Here is a 21,227-nt window from a genome sequence, read left to right on the forward strand (position 1 = left end):
CCGCAATAGCCGCCATCTAACGGCAAAGCCCGCAGGATAGTGCTCTGCGCCCTCAAGGCTGGGGGCACGGTGGTCACGCCGCGATCGATGCCTGGCCACTGGTCAGCAGCTTTAGCAGATGCTGAGCGCCTGCTGTGGAGGATGCTGGATTCTGTCCTGTGATGAGACGACCGTCGGTAATCGCGAAGCTCTCCCAGTTTCCTCTCTTTTCGTAGAGGCCGCCGAGCCGCTTGAGTTCGTCCTCCACGAGGAAGGGAACGACGTTGGTGAGCTGAACTTCTTCCTCCTCTGTATTAGTGAAGCCCGTCACACGCTTGCCCTTCACGATAGGAGCGCCTTTGTAAGTCACCCGATGCAGAACCCCAGGTGCATGACACACCGCAGCGACAGGCTTTCCGGCATTGTAGAAGTCCTCGATCAGCTTGATCGAATCCTGATCTTCTGCCAGATCCCACATCGGGCCGTGGCCGCCTGGATAGAATATGGCGTCGAAGTCCTCCGACCGCATGTCCTTTAGCAGCTTTGTGTGGGCAAAGGCTTTTTGCGCATCGGGATCCTTCTTGAAGCGGGCCATCGCAGGTGTCTGGTTCTCCGCGAGATCGCTCTTTGGATCGACAGGTGGCTGTCCTCCTTTGGGTGACGCAAGAGTAAGTTCGATGCCGGCGTCACGGAAAACGTAGTAAGGAGCCGCGCCCTCCTCGAGCCAGAAGCCGGTCTTGCGCCCCGTATTGCCGAGGGTGTCATGAGAGGTGAAAACCATTAGTATCTTCATCGGAGTATCTCCTTCCAGGTTATGCAGCCGAAAGAGACCGCGGCGGGGACTATGCTCTCGATGGTTGGATGGCGCAGTTGGACGTTAGTATCGGCGATACCAAAGTATCGAAGTGCAGCTCACTGCCAGAGATGATTACGATCCGAATGGTGAGGATCCGAGTTCGGAAACTTCCGATAGGCAAGCGACGCTTGGCGTACTGAAGCTGACAGATCCGATCTTCGCTTTGATGACAGGCGGCTTCGAATTCGTCCATTGGACCAAGGCGTCTCTATGCCGGCCGCCATCGGCTGCTGCCCGGAGCCACGCTTTGGGCAATACCATAGTATGATGTGCTTGGTGCCAGTTTGCGGTAAGCTCACCTTCACACGGTCGGGGCATCGGGCAAGATGAAGGACGTGATGCATCAGTGCCGGGGCGTTTTGGTATAGATCGACAACGTCCGTCGGTTCGGACGGGACTGACCAGATTTTGACGGGAAAATGAACGGGGGCAGTTTGAAGTGTCATCGGTCTCTCCGCTGGGTGGTCGCATACGGATTGTTCGGCGTGCCACGTTCCGGAGCGTCGATCGCCTTTGCTATGGCAGCTATTTCGATCACTGGTAATGCAGCGGGCGGCGCTACAGCCCTCGCTGCTATGACCGCTGCACAACTGGCAGGGGCCATACCCGTTGCCCGGCTGGGACGCGGATCAAACTCGATCACGTATTTCAAAATCCTCATTGTCATCAGGACCATGGCCCTGTTTGGCTGCGCCGTAGCGTGCAGCGCGAGTGCGCCCTACTGGGTTTTCATTGTTGCGGCAGTAGCGTCCGGCGTGGTGCAAGGTGCAGCCTTCGGTCACTTGCGTAACGCAGCGAACTACTTGGTCGCACCGACCCAAATGACCAGATTCCTTTCATTCGGAGCCTTCGCAACCGAACTTACTTTTCTAGTCACGCCGATTTTGGCGGCGGCGTTGGGGACCGTCTCCGCATCATTGGCGATAGCCGCTATCGCGGCTCTAGGTGCGCTTCCTGCCCTCATCTTGCCGTCAGCACCGACCGCCGACGCGAGGGTCGAGGAGGCGGAGAAGAGAAGAGCGATATCTCCAGATGTCCTTATTTGGTTAGCGTGCGCTTGCGCCAGTTCTGCCGCAATCAGTGCGATCGAGGTTGGCGCGGTATTGCTTGCTATGGGATTTGGGCTTCAAGCGGGGTATGGAGCAGTGTTCACTGGAACCTTGTGTGCGGCTTCCCTGATTGGCGCCATTGGAAATAGCTTCCTTAACCGAGCTTTTTCGAGGCACCAGGTCGCCGGAATGCTGACGGCAATCCTCATTGGTATCGCGCTCGTACTTCAAAATTCCTTTGGGTTGTCGATCATCGGCTGCGCGTTGGTGGGACTATTTGCCCCGTCACTCGGTATTCACTACTCTCTGCAGATCAATAGATTGGCAAGGCCCGAAATGAGGGCCGAAACCTTCTCGGTGCTGAAGGTATCCACCTCGGTTGGGACGATATTGGCGTCATCGATGCTTGGCTGGACATCTGTCTCTCTAACACTGACCGCAGCGATATGGTTGCTCCTTTTTGTGCTGGGAATGATTTCAGTGCAGGACTTGATCGTCGGGCGGCGCATGTCCGCCGCGCGCCCGCAGAGCGTACCAGATTAGCCAAGACGCCAATGCCCGGCGAGCGCGGGCAAAGAAGGTAACGGGACGTCCGGATGTCCATTTCACTCAATGAGGAGGCAACCCCGATTGAGCCCGATGCGGCGGTGATCCTGGACCACCTGCCGGGTCTGGTCTGGACGACAGACGAAACGGGCGCAATCTCATACTGCAACTCCCGTTTTGGAGAATATGCTGGTATAGATTTCGGCTTGAGCCGCCCATCACACTGGGTGAGTGTTTTGCATCCGGATGATGCAGTCTTCGCGGTCGGGTACTGGCAAAACGTGCGGCGGACCGAAGGGCACAGGGTGATCAATGCCCGCTTGCGACGAAAAGATGGAGATTTCAGTTGGTTCGAGCTTGCTGGGTCGCCGCTAGCGGATGATGGAAAGATCTGTTGGCTCGCGACAGAACGCCACGAGAGCGCTAACGACCGAACCCAAGAGGAAATTGAAGGCGGGTTCCGGCGCTTCCTAAATTCCTTGTCGCTTTCAGCGCTGCTGATCACCCCTGATTTGGAACTAGAGTTTGCCAATCAAGCAGCGCTGCGTTGGTATGGCTTTCTGCCTGAGAGGACGGAGCAAGAGGCTTCGGCCGACATGGAGCCGAGGAAACTCGACGATATCCTGCTTCCGCTCAAGGCATACATGGAAGGAGAGCAGACACCGGTCTTCTCGTACCAAGCACAGCATGCCGACGGCACACTGCGGTGGCTTGAGGCGCAAGTCGTGCCGATTGTCGGGAAGTCAGGCGAACTTACGAGCTACTGCCTACTTCAGAACGACGTTCAGGACTCCCGCGATGCCGCCTACCTGCTCGGGAAGGAAATGGAGATGCTCGATATGGTGGCTCGGGGGACGCCATCAGCAAGCGTCCTCCAAAAGCTCTGCAATGTCGTCGAAGATCTGATCCCGGATCTCTTTTGCTGTTTTCTCGAGCTGTCGCTCGATCGCAAATTCTTTCGAATGGGCGCGGCTCCGCGCTTGCCAAGCGAATTCCGAGAGATCTTCGACCAAAAGAGCGTGGCGTTGGACAAGAATGCGTGCTCATTCGCAGCACTCACAAAAAAGGCTGTTGAAATCCAAAACCTCCTCGAAAGCGATTATCGCCACACGTCGATGGGCCAGTTCATGTTAGCGAACAGGCTCAATTACTGCCACGCAATTCCTATTCTCTCGCCCTATGGGAACACGGCGGGGATCTTTGCCATCCTTCGTCATCAACATACCGAACTTCAACCTCGCGAACGGCAGATTGTCGACCGAGCAGCGCATATCGCAGGGATTTCCATAGACAGGACCCGCCATGAAGAAGCGTTAGTAAAGCGTGAGACCCAGTTCAAGCGGAGCCAGGCACAGCTCGTCGCAGCGCAGCGGATCAGTTCGACAGGTAGCTTCACATCGGACATCCAGCGGGACGAGAATATCTGGTCTGAGGAATTTTATCGAATATTCGATCTCGATCCTGAGGTCGAGCCAAGCATCGATGCGGTCAGGGAGCGGATCCATCCGGAAGACCTGGAACTTTTCGACGTCGAGATGCGAAAGGGGCTGGCCGGCGAAGACGCCGATTTTGTCTTTCGGATCATCAGGACGGACGGTTCCGTCAGGTTCATTCGCGGTCTCGCCAGAGTAACGGATTACATCGGTGATCACCCGGTTTTCATGGGGACTGTACAGGACATCACCGAGACGAAACGCGCGGAAGATGCTATCCGGCGGGGTGAGGAAGCTCTATTGAAAGCGCGAGAAGAACTTGCCTACATTTCACGCGCGATGACTATAAGTGCCTTGACGACATCCATTGCGCACGAGGTGAGCCAACCGTTATCGGGTATTCTCGCCAATGCCAACGCCTGTGTTCGCCTACTCGCGCTCGATCCACCGGACATCGCCTCCGCGACAGACACCGCGCGGAGAACGATCCGGGACACCATGCGTGCAACCGAAGTCGTCAAGCGCCTTCGGGCCATGTTTAACCGTCAGTCTCCGACTATGGAGGAGATAGATCTCAATGAAATAGCTCGAGAGGTGATCGCGTTATCAGCGCGCGACATGCGGGAGAAATCTATCGTCCTCGATGCCAGCCTGGTGCCTGGACTGTCGTCCGTCAGGGGCGATCGTATCCAGCTCCAGCAGGTCATTTTGAACTTGGTACTGAACGGGATCGAAGCTATGGCAGAAACCGAGGGACGGCCCCGCCGTCTGTTCGTGCGGACATCGCTAGCTGAGGACATGCTCACATTGTCAATCTCGGATGCGGGAGTCGGCAGCGCGGCTGACTCTACGGACAAGATGTTTGAACCGTTTTTCACAACGAAACTTAACGGAATGGGGATCGGACTTTCCATCAGCCGATCGATCGTCGAAACCCATGGAGGCCGCATGTGGGCGATGCCTAATGACGGGCCAGGCATGACGGTGGCCTTTTCGATACCGAGAACGCCTTCCTTAGCCCAGAGCGTTCAACTGTCCCAGTAAGCCATATGCCGCGATCTGGTCTTCGCCTGACACCACGACATCTGTGCAGTCCGAGACAACGACATCGCCCTGAAGGACCTCTGCGACAGCATCCTCCCTTTCCGGATGGAACGGCTGTCAGTTATTCTGTACGCAAAACTGGCAGCGTTCACCTATTCGCTCCAATCTATTCTCTCAATCCTGGATATGCCGATCGTCCAAGATATGAGCCCGACTGTCGAAACGGCTGCCGCTACGAGGAATGCTGCCTGATACGTACCTGTGAGATCAACGATTACACCCGTGATCACAGGGGCCACAATCCCCGCAATGTTCCCAATGCAGTTTTGAAGACCGATCCACTTCGCCGTGCCAGCGGGTCCCGCAAGGGTTTGGCCGATCGCATAGAGGTTGAAACCTCCCATGCCTTGGCCGATTGAGGATATGAGCAGCCCTGCTATGGCGAGGCTCGGGTTGCCGGTGGCGCACAAAAGCATACACATTATAGCGATCGCGCAAGCGCTACCGATGAAGAATTTGCGAACTCGATTGGAGCTCGCACCGAAACTCATCCACCGGTCCGCTATCCAGCCGCAAGTCAGAGAGAAGAAAGCCGCGGCAATATAAACAACCCCTCCCATTCGAGCCATTTCGGCCAAGGTAAAACCTTGCACCTTCACTAGATAGAGAGGTAGCCAAGTAAGGATGGTATAGAACGTGTAGTTGTTCGAAAAATGCCCAATGGCCGCGCCCCACAATTCACGTCTTCGGAGCATCTTCCGAAAACTCGGCTGCTCCACCGATCTAACCTCGAGGAGCTTTGCAGCGGCCCACGACCGGGTCACAGCCAGCCAGGGAACGAGCCAGAGCAGTGACACCAGCCCAAACAAAACGAAAAGCATACGCCATCCGTATTGGGCCATCACCAAACCTCCGACGAAGGTCCCAACGGCAGGTCCCAAGATGATACCGGTGCTGACCAGAGCGTTCGCAAAACCGAGCTTCTCAACGGGAAGGTTCTGCGCGAGCAGCTTGGAAGTCGCCGGAAAGCTTGCGCTTTCTCCGAGCCCCAATACCACGCGTAAAACCAACAGGCTGAAGAAGCCCCCGGCTAGCCCGGTAAGAACAGTAGCGACCGACCAGACTAGCAACCCGCCGACGAGAGCCCGATACGCACCGAACTTCGTCACGAACCAAGCTGCAATAAGTTGGAATGGCACATAGATCCAAAAGAACGCAGAGATGAGGACGCCGAACTCCGTATTCGTGATCCGCAGCTCATCCTTGATAAGCGGCGCGGCTGTGGCGAGGTTTCCTCGGTCGACGTAGTTGATGAACATCGCGAGCGCGAGCAGGATGCCTATCGTGCTAACGAAAGAGGTCGTTTGCTCCGGCCTGGACGCAGCCACGTCGGCCGTCCGTCCGAACAGGTTGATCTTTCGATCCCAGAATTTCATCGCTCGTCACCCGATGATGTGGACGCCTCCTGAGGGAGGACTGGAATGTGGAAGCTGAATGAAGTTCCAACTCCCTTTCTCGAATCTACCCAAAGTTGGCCGCCAAGGCTTGCAAGTATTGATCGGCAGATCGACAGACCTACGCCCAGGCCATTCGCTTTGGTGGTGAAAAAGGGCTCGAACAGCCTATCAATAATCTGGTCGTCAATGCCGGGACCGGTATCCTTGACGTCGAGCCGCACTCCGCCGTCAACATGGACGCTGGTTTGAATAGTTATATTCCTTGGACCGTCATATCCGGTCAGAGCCTCTGCGGAGTTCATGAGAAGGTTCAATATCACTTGCTGCAATTGCACGCGGTCAGCTCGAACGAGCTGTAGACCGTCGAAATAATCGGTGGCTATGCTCGCGCCCGCCTTCAGGATCTCACTGCTCGTCAAGGAGACGACCTCCTTGGCCAGTTCGTTGAGATCGACGAGCTCGATGGCAGGCGCCTGCTTCTGGAACATTGCACGCAGACGGGCGATGACGTCGGATGCGCGGTTCGCATCCCGCATCGTCCGTTTTATGGTCTCCCTTGCTCCTACTAGATCTGGCGGATCCGATGAGAGGAATCTCATCCCTGTACTTGCGTTGGTGATTATCCCGGAGAGGGGCTGATTGACTTCATGCGCGATCGATGCAGTCATGGCATTGAGTGTCGTCACCCTCGCGACATGCGCAAGGTTGGTTGTAACTTCACGAAGAGCCTCTTCGTTCGCAACCTTCTCCGTGACATCTCGAATAGAGCCCACAAAATCCAGGTTTTCATTACGAACCGATCTGCCAATGGTTTGAACATGTTTGACCCGGCCATCCGGCATCTGTAGCCGGTAGTCGCTATCGAAATCATTGCCCCTCTCGATGGCTTGCTCCAGCAGTTTTGTAACCCGAGGGCGATCCCCTGGATGCACTCGCGTCAATACCAGTTCGGGAGATGCCTTCATGTCGGGTTCGTACTCGAGGATTTGGTAGAGCTCCCGCGACCAGAAAAACTCGCGAGTTGCCTCGCTCCACCCGAAGCTCCCGGTATTACTAACAGTTTGTCCCTGAAGGAGGAAAGTCTCGCTACGCTGTAGATCTCTGTATAGCCGCGCGTTTTCCAGCGAGATTGCTGCCTGCGATGAGAGCAGATCCAGTACGCTCAAGCGTTCCTTCGTAAAGGCTCCAGGCGTGAGGTTATTCTCCAAGTAGAGCACACCTACGTATCGGCCTTGGCCACCGATGTGCATGCAAAGGATGGATCGACAACGGTTTTCGCGAACGTACGCATCATTCGAGTGGACACTATCGAGACAAGCGTCCTCGAGGATGACGGGGCGCCCTGTTCGTATCGCATACTGCAGGACGGTTTGTGGCAGGAGTCCGCCATCAACCGTCGCTTCGATGGTGTCGACCTGTATCGCACCTCCGACGACACGCGCCTCCGCGACGGGAAGCGGCACGTTATCCTTAAGAAGCATGAGCAATCCATGCTCTGCCCCGGCATGCGCTATCACCAGGCGCATAACCCGATCAATCAGCTCGGGAAGCCTTATTTCGCGGGAAATTGCTTGAGATGCCCTGACGATCGCGGCGACATCTAACTGCGTATCCAGTGAGAGCGTCTGCGACAAGGGGCTGGCACGAGCGTCACCAGAATGGTACTCCCCTAGTCTTTGAAGTATACGGTTTGCCCCCCACTTGCGGTACGCCACTTTCGCTCTGTTGATATAGAGGTCGTGTATCTCCTCAAGTCCTCTGCCGCGGTACGATCGAGCCGCCACTTCACATGCGAGCGCTTCGATTTGAAGGAAACCATTGGCTTGCGCCGATCTTATGGCCTTCTCGTATAAAGTGTCCGCCTCGATCTGACGACCTTCAATCCGAGCGATCTCGGCCTCAACCAGCGCAGCCCGGCACATGAGGTTTTTCGGCGATTTTTTTGCGAATGCTTCCAGTCTGTCTGCGTGCTCCCGCACACGATCCCTGTGATCTACAAAACGAGGAGCTTCCTTGCTGGCGTCGGCGAGGAGCGCTGCATAGGCAATGGCAGAGTAAAAGTGAAACTCGGCGCCCTCTATGTTAGGCCAAGGGGAGACGAGTATCGTCTCGCACTTGCGCGCCGCCTCGATTGCCAATTCGTACTCGCCCAGAAAGACGTGGCCCTGTAGGCGTCTACTCCAGTAGATGTCCTGAACCGTCCTTGGGTGGTCTCCTCGGATCAAAGATTGCTCGACCTCCTCAACGTCGACGCCGATCTCTTCAAGGCCGTCGAGGTAGCCCCCGAACCTCATCATCGAGCCAACTAGCCTAAGCTGCCCTACGACGAACGCGAGCGCGATCTTGAAGTCGAAAGCGATGGAATTCAGTGAATCGGTTGCCATCTGGTAGACGGCGGGAAGACTCTCTCCGGAAGAGATCGCGTTTCCGATGAGATTGCTTCGGCAATAGGCTTCGTAAAGCAGGTCGCCGTTCCGTCGTGCGGTTTCGAGTGCTGCTTCTATATAGGACCTACCAACCGAGAGGTGCTCTGACCACGAGCTAATACCGGTTCCATAGTTGAAATACACTCGGGCCTTGAAGGTCGACAAACCTTTGCCGACGAGCGCAAGCGAAAGCTCTCCAAAACGGCGGCCCGCGACAACGTCGCCGAATTCGGTGATAAGCTGTCGACCAAACAGCACGTAGCCCAGGACCGAGGCCGCATTGTTGCCGTGCTCGATGCTGAACTGGACGATCAGGATTATGAGCAATTGATGGAGAGTGGGGTTTTCGTATAAGGCTGAGAGGATCATCCTGTTCAAGACAGCCAAAGTAGCGTCGGCGTCCGCCGAGCTCGTCATCGGCAAATCAACCAAGTCCTCCACCATCCTACCTTCCAAGAGCTTCCAAACCCGGCTGTAGGCAGTGGCGACATCATCGCGTGAAGGGGGAAGGCATACGTCGAGTCCTGCTTCGGCGAGAAATTCGATGCCCAATTTCACGGCTCGGTCTGGAAGCGCCATAAAAACGTAGAGGTCGATCCGCTGACAGGCGACGGCCGCACGGGAAGTAATGTCGGAGGCGCGTCGGTGTAGGTCGAGAAGACGCCTCTCAGCGTCCGACGTGTGGCCACATACGAATTCACTCTGTGCAAGAGCCAGATCGCACTCGAACAACATTTGAGGCTCGGCGAACCCGGAACCGGACGCCAATAGCTCCTCTGCTCGTCGGAGGTATGTTAGTGCGTCCTCATATGCACCCGCGGCTTTCGACGCCATCCCAGCTTCGAAGTTCAGGCGTCCGATATGAAGGTGATCGGCGGGGGTCTCGATCGTCCTGAACCCGCGATTGAACTGATCGACAACCTCGAAGATTCCGACGTCCAAATCCTGTAGGGTTCGAGCGCGCTCAAGAATACGTCCTATCCGCTCGTGTCGTCGGGCCTTCTCTTCCGGCGGAAGCATGGAATAGGCCGCATCTCGCACCTTGTCGTGTACGAACGCGTAGTTATCGTCGAAGCAGGCTATGAACCCCGATCTAGCACACCGATTGAGCAGTCCCTGCATTTCCTCGACGGCCATTTCGGTCGCTTCGGCGAGCAGTCGGCTGCTGCTCGCCATAGAAAAGCAAGCGAGCCAGCGAAGGACATCCAGGACCGGACGAGGGAGCTTGGCAAGATCAGCGACCATCATATCAACCACGTTGTCGCTATGCTCTCTCGCGTTGACGCCGCCCTCGTCCCAGGTCCAACGCCCAAGTGCCCCGTCGGCTCTTAAGACTCCCTCATTTTCGAGGGAGTAAAGCAATCTCGTCGCGAACAGCGCATTCCCGCCCGTCTTCGCATGGATTGTTTTCGCCAATCGTTGCGCTTCGCTCGGCGAGCACTTCATGGCGTCGCTGATCATTTCACCGAGGTCTTCGCGGGTGAGCGCCGGAATCTCTATCTCGGTGACATCGACCCCCTCCCCGCGTAAAGTAGTTGGTAGGCGCACCAACCGATGATCGTCAGCAAGGTCGCGGCTTCTACATGTTCCCACGACAAGGACGTGCCCGCCGGCCCTTTCTGTTAGGAGAAGTTGCTCGACTAGATCCAAACTGGCCCTGTCGGCCCATTGCAGATCGTCCAGGACTAGAACGAGCGGGCGCTTGGGAAGCGCAAATAACCGAATAAAATCGCGCAATGCAGCCTGGATGCGTCTTCTCGATTCCCTGGCTGGCAGCTCCACGTCGACCGAAGTAGAGCCCAGCGCTATCTCCAGGTCAGGAACAACATGTGTCAAAAGCGCAGCGTTGGCGCCTAAGGCATGCCTAAACCTCTTGGCCCATTCCTCCGACTCCGATGCACCCGTACTCAGAACCATTCGGGTCAGAGATTGAAGTGCAGGGACCATGCAAGCGAGCGGACTGTCGCGAAGGTGAGGCTCGTACTTAGCCGTTGCGATCAGAATTTCTTGTACGTCCAGGCCCGACAAATGCTCCCGGACGAGGTGCGTCTTACCCGTTCCCGGTTCACCGCCAATTAGCACCAGGCGCGATGAACCGTTTTGGAGGAAACCCCGCAGCGCAGCTTGGAAAGCGTCGACTTCGCGACGTCGTCCGTAGAATTTCGTAGGGATGGTGAGGCGTGCGGAAAGATCATGCTCCGCTAGAGGAAAAGGCGATATCTTGCCTTGAGTTTCCCATTGAGCCAGGCATCTTCTGAGATCATTTTCGACCCCAGAGGCCGTCTGATACCGATCATACGGCGATTTTGCGAGAAGCTTCATGATAACTGACGCAACAGCATCCGGGATTTCCGGGCGCAGGGTAGATGGCGATGCAGGCGCGCGTGCTATATGGCAATGCAGAAGTTCAAGAGGATCGTCTGTGTTGAAGGGGAGCGAGCCTGCCAGAATCTGGTAGAGCGTGACTCCGAGCGAATAGAGATCGCTTCGGGCATCGACCGGCCAATTCACCCGCCCCGTATGCTCGGGCGACATGTAGGCTAGAGTACCAGATGACTGAGACCCAGTTGGGCTTATGTTCTGACTGGGGAGCTCCGTCGAGGAACCGAAGCCGGACAGACGAACGCTCCCATCTTCGCAAACGAAGACATTCTGTGGTTTAATGTCCTTATGTATGAGCCCTCGTTCGTGAACTAGGGACAGGATGGCCGCCAGGTTCGCCGCAATCTCCAGGAATTCACGGACCCGGAGCAACCGACCGGGTCGTTGGCTCACGAGCAAGTCAAGAGGCATCCCACCGGGATCTTCAAGAATTAGAACTTCTTGGCCTTGATAGTGGACAAATTCCAAGGGGCGAACCGCCCAATGTTCGAGAAGTCTGTCGGCCATCGAGTGCTCGCGGCGGAGCGCGTGTTCCGCGTCCCGCCCCCCTGGCGCCGAAACTGCGAGCACCCTTCTTCGAGAACGTCGCTCGATACCGCGATAAAGAACGTGCTGCTCGCTCTCCCTAACCGGACGCAGTTCGTAGCCTGAGACCGACTCGCCTGCGCCTTCAACCATCATCGGCGGCTCTCATATTGCCCTCGATCTATTCTTCCACCTTTCGTCATCTGCTTCCGGGACAATAATCGTGAGCGGGATTTCGGTCGAGGCCTGCCTGCCTATCTCATGCTTGAATCGAAGCGCGCCGCAACTCTCGCGGCTTTCGGCACTGCTTCGCCCAGTGAACAACATTGCCGCTACTTAGGCAGTTGTGCACTTGTACTTAAGTATCGATTTAAGTGGACGCACAGCATGATCACTGCTCCGCCACGCGGAATTCAGACAATAAACAGGAGGCATCATGGTGATGGGCTAAACAAGACCGCGAACTTTGCCATCAGAACCTTCATTATTTCTCGGCACTCCGGTTCTTGCTGATTTGGCATCGGGATTAGCTAAGGGCTGATCGGTAGTCACGCCGCGGTTAAGGCGTGGCCACTTGTCAGCAGCTTTACCAGGTGTTGCGCGCCGGCTGTCGAGGATGCTGGGTTTTGTCCCGTGATAAGGCGACCGTGGCGAGTGACCTAAACCGACCTCAAGTTAAGCACCTTACCCGGCGACCAAGAAATCCCAGTTGACGACCACCGTTTCCTGCACCCAGAGCCGCCTCGTGCAGCTCTTTCGCCTTTTTCAGAAGAAGGAGGCCTTCTCAAGCGGATCCAAGCAGCGCTCGGGATGATAGCTCTCGCCGTAAACCTTCAGGAGAGCGCCGAGCGCGGCACGCTGCTGTTTGGCCTCGGCGTCACGCATCCGAGGCGGGGCCTGAGGCGCCCCAAACTGCTTCATAAAGCTGTGTCGTGAAGCGGGTGTCACCTTTTGTACCCGGAAGTCGTGCTGTGACCTCCTGGACTGTCCAAACGTTTGCGTCCGGATCGGAAAATGTGAAATACGATGCATAGCTCTTCCGATCAGGATTGGGTCCGAAAACAATCCCCTTGCCGTTCGAATGGTGGAATATCCCACCAACGTCGTGGAAAGGCTCGCTGGTAGCGACGCCTCGGCATAGCAGATCGGTCCTAGCAGCCTCGATGTCGGAGACCACGAGATGCATTCCCTGAGCGGAACCGGGAGGCGCTAGTGCTATGTTTGTTCCGAACATGATCGAGCAACCGGACCCAGGCGGGCTCATCTGAACGATGCGATAGTCGTCTCCAACGGAGTGATCAATGTCGACTTGCCAGCCAATGCTCTCGTAGAATTTCCGAGCGCGGTCGGAGTCCGACACAGGTATCACGAGGAGTTCTAGGTTCATCCTTACTGGAGCGTTCTTTGGCGCGGCTTGCGTGACTTTCGTTTCAAGTTCAAGATGGTTCATGTCCGGCTCCTGAGTTTAAGTCGCCGTCGATCAACCGGCGACGTGACAGAGGTTAACCATCATCTTGTTCCGGAACCATTGGACCATAGTGTCGCCGATACTATGGTGTGTCGGCGCCCCCTATGGCTCCCGTTTTTCGATGCTCAACTTTCCGTGGAGTCATCAAGCTCCAGTATCGCCGCTGCCTGCAGGGCCGCCGGATCGTTCTTGGCATGCAGATAATTGAGGAGCGAAGTCAACGACGGATCGGTCATCTCCGCAGGCATAAGTATCCCAGTGGAGTGCATTTCATCACGGCCGACAGCACCGTTGGCGTCGTGGTCCAGCCGCTGCTTCATGTCCACCTTGGGACGCCCGTTGTCATCGACGGCAACTCCAGGCATTAGGATTTGATCGAAGTTCTCAAGTTCCTGCCCGGTCAGCTTGTTGTCCCCGTTGCGATCGAACTTGGTGAACACCTTGTTGAGCACCTGGGTAAGCGGTGAAGTGTCAGTCGCAGTCGTCATGAAATCCCCAATTCGTAACATCTACTTGTAAATCGCGCTTTTCCAGCGCGTAGGTAGCTTTTGGCGCGGCAAGCTTGAGCGTACCTGAAGAGTTTCGCTTCCCAATACTGTGCCAGGTCAGCGGACTGCATGGAATGACCCATCTCAACATCTTGCTCTGAGGATCTCCTGAAGCCGCTCCCGGCTCGGAGCTCCTGACTGGAGCCACCGAATGATGTCCCGTGCCACTGCCTCCGCTTCCTCGCTCTTTCTGTTCCAGCGTCGAGCTTCGCAGTATTCCTTCAGTACGTCTGCTGCTCTCGACACCTCCTCCGGCATGAGCGGGCGAAGGCATCGCCTGTCTATTGGGCCTGGCATGATTGTATTTCCCTCGACAGGTCAAACGGATCCTACAGAGCGGCGCTCGCTCCAGAACCGACGGAAGCAGAGGGCACCCAGACACGCGTCGGTGTCGGCCGCTCGCTGATGGAAATCAGAACCCCGACGATCGCCACCATGGCAATTGCGATCACAACAAGCGGAAAGCCTGAGCTACGAGGTTCCTGGTCGCGATAGATCATCGTCTGCTCCCGATTTTTGGCTGTGGCTGATCCGCAGCCGCCGGCTTCGACCGAGACTATGTCGGCGGACCGTCAGGAAGGCATTTGCACCTTCGTATAGGCGATACGTTCGTATAGGCGATACCATCGTGCAGTAGCGCGCCCCAGGGGCCGGTCTCAATGTTCCCGGGTACGGATCGACAACGGATCTCGATACGGAAGGCAGCGCAAACACTCCCGGAATCCGGAGCGTGAGTGCAGCCTTTACCCAGCAACCACCATCGGAGACTGGCGCAATGTCCAAAGGCGTACCCGCAAATTTCACACGCCGATCGTTAGGCAGCGTCGCACTCGCTATTACCGCGGCGGGTGTGCTCGGCGAGAAGATGGCGGAAGCCTCTCAGGCGCCCACGCGTGCGGAGGCACCGCCGGCTCCTGCCGGAGCCATACTCGAAGCAAACAAGACCATCGAGGCAGGTGACCTGCTAGTTTCTTATGCCGACGTCGGACCAGCGTCCGGATCACCAGTCTTGCTGCTGCACGGCTGGCCGTACGACATCAACAGCTTCGCGGAGGTCGCACCTCTCCTTGCCAGCCAAGGCCACCGCGTCATCGTGCCCTTCCTCCGAGGCTACGGCGGCACGCGTTTCCTATCAGGCGCGACGAAACGCAATGGCCAGCAGGCGGCGATTGCAGTTGATACGATCAAGCTCATGGACGCCATGGGAATCAAGCAGGCTACAATCGCTGGCTTCGACTGGGGAGCGAGGACAGCCGGCATAGTCGCCGCCCTCTGGCCGGAACGCTGTAAGGCCCTCGTATCGGTCAGCGGCTATCTAATCGGAAACCAGACCGCCGGAAAGGCCCCCCTGCCGCCGCCCGCCGAACTCCAGTGGTGGTACCAATTCTATCTCGCCACAGATCGCGGTCGCGACGGCTATGAGAAATATACGAACGACTTCGCCAAGCTCATCTGGAAGCTCGCCTCCCCAAAGTGGAAATTCGACGAAGAAACGTTCTCGCGAAGTGCCACGGCGTTCGCCAACCCAGACCATGTCGCGATTGTCGTCCATAACTATCGATGGCGTCTCGGACTGGCCGAAGGCGAGAAGCGGTTCGACGAGTTGGAAAGCAAGCTGGCAGTCGGCCCCGAAATACACGTGCCCACGATTACCATGGAAGGTGACGCCAACGAGGCACCCCACCCAGATGCAAAGACTTATGCAGCGAAGTTCAAGGCGAAATATGAGCACCGCCTGATCACAGGTGGGATCGGTCACAACCTCCCACAAGAAGCCCCGGAATCTTTCGCCCGCGCCGTGATTGATGTGGACGGCTGGGTGTAGCTCCGCATTAGCGCAGGCCCCGGCCTTTTTCAGGGAGCACAGAACATCCGACAGGTTTCACGCACGTCTGTCCGGGCTCGACGCTGGTCCAATGGTGACCCATCAAAATACACCCTATCGAATCCTTCGATGAAATCGATCAAAAAATGGCGGCTGGTGCGGCACCCGCTGGTCGTGTGATGGTGGAAGGCACTTTCAGATAGCACAGCCTTTCTGCGCGATTGGACGGCGAGGAGCGTTCGTAGCTGGAAGGATCTTTAGTAAGGCGACACCACCAGCTCAAACCCGGCAGGATCTATGATTGAAATTGGTATCGATAGTTTCGCAATGCTTTTGACCGACCCTGCCACCGGGCGATTGCAGTCAGCCATTGACCGCATGGAGAGTGTGCTTGCGGAAATAGAGCTCGCGGATCAAGTCGGGCTCGATATCTTCGGAATGGGCGAACACCATCGTGAGAACGCGCTTGATTCAGCCCCGGCTGTCATCCTTGCCGCCGCCGCCGCACGCACAAAATCCATCAGACTGACTAGCGCCGTAGCAGTCCTCAGTGCCGCCGACCCCGTGCGGCTCTTCCAGGAGTTCGCCACACTGGATCTGATATCCGGCGGAAGAGCCGAAATCGTGGTCGGTCGCGGCTCATCAGTCGAGGCCTATCCTCTGTTCGGATTCGACCTGCGGGACTACGACGCACTGTTCGCCGAGAAGCTGGACCTCTTGCTGAGGATCAGGGAGCAACCCAGTGTCAAATGGCAGGGCCGCTTTCGTCCAGCGATCAATGGCGAGGGTGTCTTTCCCCGTCCACACCAGCCCAAACTACCAATCTGGCTGGGCGTGGGTGGCACACCTGGATCGTTCGTCCGCGCGGGGACACTCGGATTGCCGTTGATGGTCGCCATAGCGTTTCCTGCCTCTGGTCGATCTTTATCGTCGCGCATGGGATGCCGCCGGCCATCCCCCGAAGGACCAAATGGTCGGTGTACATGCCCTGGGCTTCATCGGAGAAACCGACGCGGCTGCCAGGGAAGCGTTTTTCCCGGGCTGGTTCCAGATGTTCACGGACGCTGGACGGGAACGGGGCTGGCCGCCGCCGACAAAGGCGCAATTTGACCACATGTGCAGTCCGGGTGGCGCGTTCCTGGTTGGCAGTCCGCAAACGGTTGCGGCCAAGATTTTGCATATTAACAACACCTTGCGCGGAGTTTCTCGCATCACCTTCCAGATGAGTACCGCTGCACTGGAAACCGAGGCGATGCGCCGCTCTATCGAACTTCTCGGCACTGATGTCGCGCCTCTTGTTCGCGGACAAGGTTAAGTGCGTCATTGAACGACGCAAGGTTCAAGGAAGATAACTGGCCTTGTTATGTAAGCGGTGTTTTCCTCCCACATTGACTAAGCGCGAAAGATCGTACCGATTATCATCGCTGCTTGATTGATGGCATGAATGCACCGACCGGGACGAGCCTTTGTGCGTTGATGAAGGAGCTGTTCCACCCCATCCCGGTCGTAAAGCTGCAAGCAAGCGGGGCCTGCAAGCAACCGATTCATAAGCACAGTGGTGCCGTCGTGGCTAAGCAACAGCGCCAGCGCGTTTTCAGGGCTGCGCCTTCACCGGAAGTCGGAATGGCGCGCCTAGACGGTTGAAGGCGTTCATAGCTGCAATCGTGATTGTAAGGTCTACCAAATCTTTAGGCTCGAAAACTGCCGAGACAGCAGCATAGGCTCGGTCAGAAGCATGTGTCTCGCTGACAAGCGTCACCTCCTCGGCCCAGGCCAGCGCCGCGCGGTACTGTTCGGAGAAAAGATACGGCACCTCTTCCCATACCGGGACCAGAGCGACCTTGTCGGCTGCCATGGTCTTCAGCAGATCGCGGGTGTGCAGGTCGATACAATGTGCGCAGCCGTTGATCTGCGATACGCGCAGGAACACGAGATGGATAAGTTCCTCAGGCAAATTCGTGTTGTGTGTGACGTAGTGATGGACGCCGAAAAGGGCCTTGGCTCCAGCGGGTGCTACCTCGTACCAGTTGAGGCGCGTTGTCTCATTCATGATGGTCTCCTGTGAGTTGCGCCAACAGCCGGCGCTGCTCGAGTGACGACGCGGCGATGGGAGGCGTGACATCTCGACCTGATTTTATTTTGGCATGTGCCATGTCACACTTGCACGAACTCGCTCGTCCACGAGTCAAGCGAGCGAGTGCGAGGAAAGTGGCATGTGGCACAACGGCAGGAACGCAACGAATCGGTCTCATGACATCCGCGAGGGGGTGATGGCCAATGAAGCGAGCGCTGATGTGCCGCTTAGCGACCAAAGAACCGTAGAATTCGAACTGGATCGCAAACGCTTGCTGCGTCTGAGCTACCGGATGCTAGGGTCGATCACGGAGGCGGAAGATGTCGTGCAGGATGCGTGGTTGCGTTGGGTACGCGTTGAAGACGAAGTCCGTACTCCGACCGCCTATCTCACTCGCATCGTCACCCGACTATGCCTTGATCGGATGAAGTCGGCGCGAGCGCGCCGCGAGATCTATGTCGGCCCATGGCTACCAGAGCCTTTGGTCGAGCCTCTTGATGCGCAAGAAGCCATTGCTGACGATGTCACTGTGACGCTGATGTTAGCGTTGGAGCGACTTTCGCCGCTAGAACGAGCGGCCTTCCTGCTCCACGAAGTGTTCGACGTGGCGCTGACCGAGGTCGCGGTCGTGCTTCATCGTGAACCTGCCACCGTTCGGCAACTTGCTTCTCGCGCACGCAAGAATGTTCAGAATGCACGACCACGATACAGCGTCGGGGCGGCAGAGGCTGATGGAATTGCGCGCGCTTTTTTTGCGGCTTCGCGTGACGGCGATGTCACCGCGCTTTCGGCGTTGCTTGCGCGCGATGTCGAGATACATAGCGACGGCGGCGGCAAGGTGCTGGCGTTCCGAGAAGTCATCCGCGGCTTGGAACGTGCACTGCGGCTCTTCGTTTCCGCTCAGCGAAAGGCCGCGACTCCGCCCACCTTGCTGCGAACCGCAACTATTGACGGCCTGCCCGGGTATGTAAGCCTTGATTCAAATGGTGGGCTGCAAACAACAGCTCTCGGCATTCGCGACGGTAAGATTTTCGCGATCTATATCGTCAAAAACCCGAATAAGCTGACGCATATTGACGTTTAAGATCGCCGCTGCGGCCTTCGAGCGTCCGTCCGCACAGCATTCATCTAAGCGGTATTCTCAGGCCACGGTCTTGGTTTCTGGCTGGTCGGCGAAGGCCCAAGGCAACAGGTCGTCGAGCTGACTATTCGGGTGGCCATTGACGATTTTGGTGATGACGTCGGCCAGATAGGCAAGTGGCTCAACGTCATTGAGCTTGGCCGTTTCGATGAGCGAGGCGATCGTTGCCCAGTGTTCGGCCCCGGCGTCGGAGCCTGCGAACAAGGCATTCTTCCGATTGAGGGCGATCGGCCTGATGGAACGCTCGACAGTGTTGGAGTCGATCTCGATGCGACCGTCATCGATGAAACGGGTCAACCCGTCCCAGCGTGAGAGCGTATAGCGGATGGCTTCGGCGAGCTTGGTCTTCTGGCTGATGAGGGAGAGTTGTTTGGTCAGCCAAGGCGCAAGACTGTCGATGATCGGACGGCTCGTTTCCTGTCGGACGGCGCGGCGTTCCTCATGGGTGATGCCGCGGATATCGTCCTCGATTTTGTAGAGTTCGGCGATACGCCTGAGCGCTTCGCTGGCAATGGGTGCAGGACCGGCGGCCGACAGCTCATAGAAGCGCCGGCGCACATGGCTCCAGCAGAACGCCAGAGACACGCTGTTGCCGGCGGCGAGCGCGCGATAGCCCACGTACCCGTCCACCTGCAGGACACCGACGAATCCATCAAGATGCGCCATCGGGCGTTCGCTCTTGCGATCGGGCGCATAGACATAAATGACGCCGGGCGGATCGGCTCCCTGCCATGGCCTGTCGTCGCGAGCATAGGCCCAAAGCTGCCCAGTCTTCGTCTTTCCCCGACCCGGGTCGAGCACTGGAGCGGTCGTCTCGTCGGCGAAGAGCTTGGACGAGGCCTTCAGATGCTCGAGCAGCCTTTGGTGAACCGGGCGCAGATGCCAGGCGGCTCGACCGACCCAGTCAGCGAGTGTTGAACGGTCGAGATCGATCCCCTGTCGCTTGTAAATTTGCGCTTGCCTGTAGAGCGGTAAGTGGTCGGCATATTTAGAGACAAGCACCTGGGCAACGGTCGCCTCGGTCGGAATGCCACCCTCGATCAGCCGCGTGGGAGCTGGAGCCTGGACGACGACTTCCTCACAGGCGCGGCAAGCGTATTTGGGGCGGCGCGTCACCAGAACGCGGAACTGGGCCGGCACGATGTCGAGCTTCTCGCTGACGTCCTCGCCGATCCGGTGCAGGCCGTTGCCGCAGCAGGGGCAGTCATGGCTCTCGATGTCGATGACCACATCGATGCGCGGCAGATGGGCAGGAAGTGAGCCGCGGTTTATCCGCCGTTTTGCGACCCGCTCCCGGTGCAGATCACTGGATGCATGCTCCTTCTCCTCCAGACCGTCCGTCTCGACCTGTTCGGCTTCTTCGAGCCCAAGGAGAAGCTGATCCTCCGGAAGCGTCTCGGCTCTGCGGCCGAAGCGGTGGCGCTGCAATTCCTTGATGATCTGGCGCAGCCGGGCATTCTCCGCCTCGCGCGAAAGCACCATGGCTCTGAGCGCGTTCAGGTCGTCCGGAAGCTCGTCGGCCGTCATCGTCATGGAGCGACAACAGCATAAACCGGCGACCAAAACGAGGGCGTGGGTGAGCCTGATTCAATTGGTCGCATTGGCTATCCAGCCTTCTCCGGGGCGCGCGTCTCGATGGGCGCATGAACGCGCTTCCAATCCAGCCCCTCGAACAATGCCGAGAACTGAGCGGCCGTCAGGCGCATCGCACCATCCTGCATCTTGGGCCAATGGAACTCTCCATCCTCAAGGCGTTTGGACACAAGGCACACCCCGCTGCCATCCCAGAAAACCAGCTTGATCCGGTCCGCGCGCTTGGCCCGGAACACGTAGATCGTGCCGGAGAACGGGTCAGCACCCATCTCGGCCTTTACCAGCGCAGCTAGGCCCTCCGCGCCTTTGCGGAAATCGACAGGCCGGGTGGCGACCATGACCTTTACCACTCCCGACGGCCCGATCACGACTGTGCCTTCACGGCTTGAATGACGGCGGCAATCGTGGCCGCGTCCGCTCCGGATGCGATCCTGACGAGCGTCCCGCCGATCTCCAATTCGATTGCGCCGCTGCTCGACTTCTTTCTCGATGCACGGGCCGGTTCAGGCTCTTTCGCCACAGGCTTCGTCGGCACATCCAGGATCGCCGGCGCAAACATTGGAACATCCTCGACATCAGGTACAGTGTCCAGCGGCTTCCGGGCGAGCCGACGCCAGGTGAACAATTGCTGCGGGGTCAATCCATGACGCCGCGCCACGGAGCAGACCGTCACTCCCGGCTCATAACTCTCCGCGACGATCTGCGCCTTACGCTCGTCGCCCCACTCGCGCCGCCGGCCGCTGCCTGTGAAAACCTCGAACCGCCGCACCGGCTCTTCATCGCTGGATGTAAGCGTAAGCTGTGAAATCGACATATGTCCAAGCCCTTGTTCGGGGCTCAACATCGTCAATCACGCACTGATCCGGAAGGTGCGGTCAAAA

The 21,227-nt window shown here is 57.5% G+C and carries 14 protein-coding genes and 2 pseudogenes; 5 read left to right on the forward strand and 11 right to left on the reverse strand.

What is annotated here, in order from left to right; all coding sequences use genetic code 11:
* Nucleotides 1–73 precede the first annotated feature (73 nt).
* Entirely contained in the window at nucleotides 74–772 is a 699-nt protein-coding gene (locus tag ACFPWW_RS02855; RefSeq protein WP_377310263.1) for a type 1 glutamine amidotransferase domain-containing protein, read from the reverse strand.
* A 482-nt stretch (nucleotides 773–1,254) separates the two neighbouring features.
* Here ACFPWW_RS02855 and ACFPWW_RS02860 point away from each other — a divergent pair, with 482 nt between their 5' ends.
* Nucleotides 1,255–2,427, forward strand: coding sequence for an MFS transporter (locus ACFPWW_RS02860; RefSeq protein ID WP_377310265.1), 1,173 nt, complete (start codon nucleotides 1,255–1,257; stop codon nucleotides 2,425–2,427).
* A 53-nt stretch (nucleotides 2,428–2,480) separates the two neighbouring features.
* On the forward strand, nucleotides 2,481–4,907 hold the full coding sequence (locus ACFPWW_RS02865; RefSeq protein ID WP_377310266.1) for a PAS domain-containing sensor histidine kinase: 2,427 nt from the start codon (nucleotides 2,481–2,483) through the stop codon (nucleotides 4,905–4,907).
* A gap of 152 nt (nucleotides 4,908–5,059) precedes the next feature.
* Here ACFPWW_RS02865 and ACFPWW_RS02870 read toward each other — a convergent pair whose 3' ends face one another.
* The 6 genes and pseudogenes from ACFPWW_RS02870 to ACFPWW_RS02895 form a co-directional block, all read right to left on the reverse strand.
* Nucleotides 5,060–6,343 (reverse strand): MFS transporter, encoded by a 1,284-nt coding sequence (locus ACFPWW_RS02870; RefSeq protein ID WP_377310268.1) that lies wholly within the window; start codon nucleotides 6,341–6,343, stop codon nucleotides 5,060–5,062.
* On the reverse strand, nucleotides 6,340–11,853 hold the full coding sequence (locus tag ACFPWW_RS02875; RefSeq protein ID WP_377310270.1) for a trifunctional serine/threonine-protein kinase/ATP-binding protein/sensor histidine kinase: 5,514 nt from the start codon (nucleotides 11,851–11,853) through the stop codon (nucleotides 6,340–6,342). The genes ACFPWW_RS02870 and ACFPWW_RS02875 overlap by 4 nt, the downstream gene beginning before the upstream one ends.
* A 392-nt stretch (nucleotides 11,854–12,245) precedes the next feature.
* Nucleotides 12,246–12,344: pseudogene (locus ACFPWW_RS02880) on the reverse strand (type 1 glutamine amidotransferase domain-containing protein); the annotation flags it as partial.
* A gap of 230 nt (nucleotides 12,345–12,574) precedes the next feature.
* Nucleotides 12,575–13,147, reverse strand: coding sequence for a glyoxalase (locus ACFPWW_RS02885; protein WP_377310271.1), 573 nt, complete (start codon nucleotides 13,145–13,147; stop codon nucleotides 12,575–12,577).
* 143 nt (nucleotides 13,148–13,290) lie between these two features.
* Entirely contained in the window at nucleotides 13,291–13,653 is a 363-nt protein-coding gene (locus tag ACFPWW_RS02890) for an EF-hand domain-containing protein (protein WP_377310272.1), read from the reverse strand.
* A gap of 389 nt (nucleotides 13,654–14,042) precedes the next feature.
* A complete protein-coding gene (locus ACFPWW_RS02895) occupies nucleotides 14,043–14,213 on the reverse strand; it encodes a hypothetical protein (protein WP_377310274.1) in 171 nt (56 codons plus the stop codon).
* 275 nt (nucleotides 14,214–14,488) lie between these two features.
* On the opposite strand from ACFPWW_RS02895, the gene ACFPWW_RS02900 reads away from it, so the two are divergent.
* Complete coding sequence (locus ACFPWW_RS02900) at nucleotides 14,489–15,538, forward strand: alpha/beta fold hydrolase (RefSeq protein ID WP_377310275.1); 1,050 nt, start codon at nucleotides 14,489–14,491, stop codon at nucleotides 15,536–15,538.
* A 300-nt stretch (nucleotides 15,539–15,838) separates the two neighbouring features.
* Nucleotides 15,839–16,853: pseudogene (locus ACFPWW_RS02905) on the forward strand (LLM class flavin-dependent oxidoreductase).
* Nucleotides 16,854–17,132: 279 nt separating this feature from the next.
* On the opposite strand, the gene ACFPWW_RS02910 reads toward ACFPWW_RS02905, so the two are convergent.
* A complete protein-coding gene (locus tag ACFPWW_RS02910) occupies nucleotides 17,133–17,588 on the reverse strand; it encodes a carboxymuconolactone decarboxylase family protein (protein ID WP_095433221.1) in 456 nt (151 codons plus the stop codon).
* 220 nt (nucleotides 17,589–17,808) lie between these two features.
* Here ACFPWW_RS02910 and ACFPWW_RS02915 point away from each other — a divergent pair, with 220 nt between their 5' ends.
* Nucleotides 17,809–18,696, forward strand: coding sequence for a sigma-70 family RNA polymerase sigma factor (locus tag ACFPWW_RS02915; protein WP_184327383.1), 888 nt, complete (start codon nucleotides 17,809–17,811; stop codon nucleotides 18,694–18,696).
* Between the two features lie 57 nt (nucleotides 18,697–18,753).
* On the opposite strand, the gene tnpC is transcribed toward ACFPWW_RS02915, so the two are convergent.
* The 3 genes from tnpC to tnpA all read right to left on the reverse strand — a co-directional run bounded on the left by tnpC (nucleotide 18,754) and on the right by tnpA (nucleotide 21,190).
* Entirely contained in the window at nucleotides 18,754–20,286 is a 1,533-nt protein-coding gene (gene tnpC, locus ACFPWW_RS02920) for an IS66 family transposase (RefSeq protein ID WP_095433220.1), read from the reverse strand.
* A gap of 71 nt (nucleotides 20,287–20,357) precedes the next feature.
* Nucleotides 20,358–20,714 carry an IS66 family insertion sequence element accessory protein TnpB gene (gene tnpB / locus ACFPWW_RS02925; RefSeq protein ID WP_377310278.1) on the reverse strand — a complete coding sequence of 119 codons (357 nt, stop codon included), beginning with the start codon at nucleotides 20,712–20,714 and terminating at the stop codon, nucleotides 20,358–20,360.
* A complete protein-coding gene (tnpA, locus tag ACFPWW_RS02930) occupies nucleotides 20,711–21,190 on the reverse strand; it encodes an IS66-like element accessory protein TnpA (protein WP_095433218.1) in 480 nt (159 codons plus the stop codon). Before tnpA ends, tnpB begins: the two co-directional genes overlap by 4 nt.
* Nucleotides 21,191–21,227: the final 37 nt, after the last annotated feature.

This window comes from Rhizobium sp. GCM10022189, from assembly GCF_042656325.1.
Classification (GTDB): domain Bacteria; phylum Pseudomonadota; class Alphaproteobacteria; order Rhizobiales; family Rhizobiaceae; genus Rhizobium.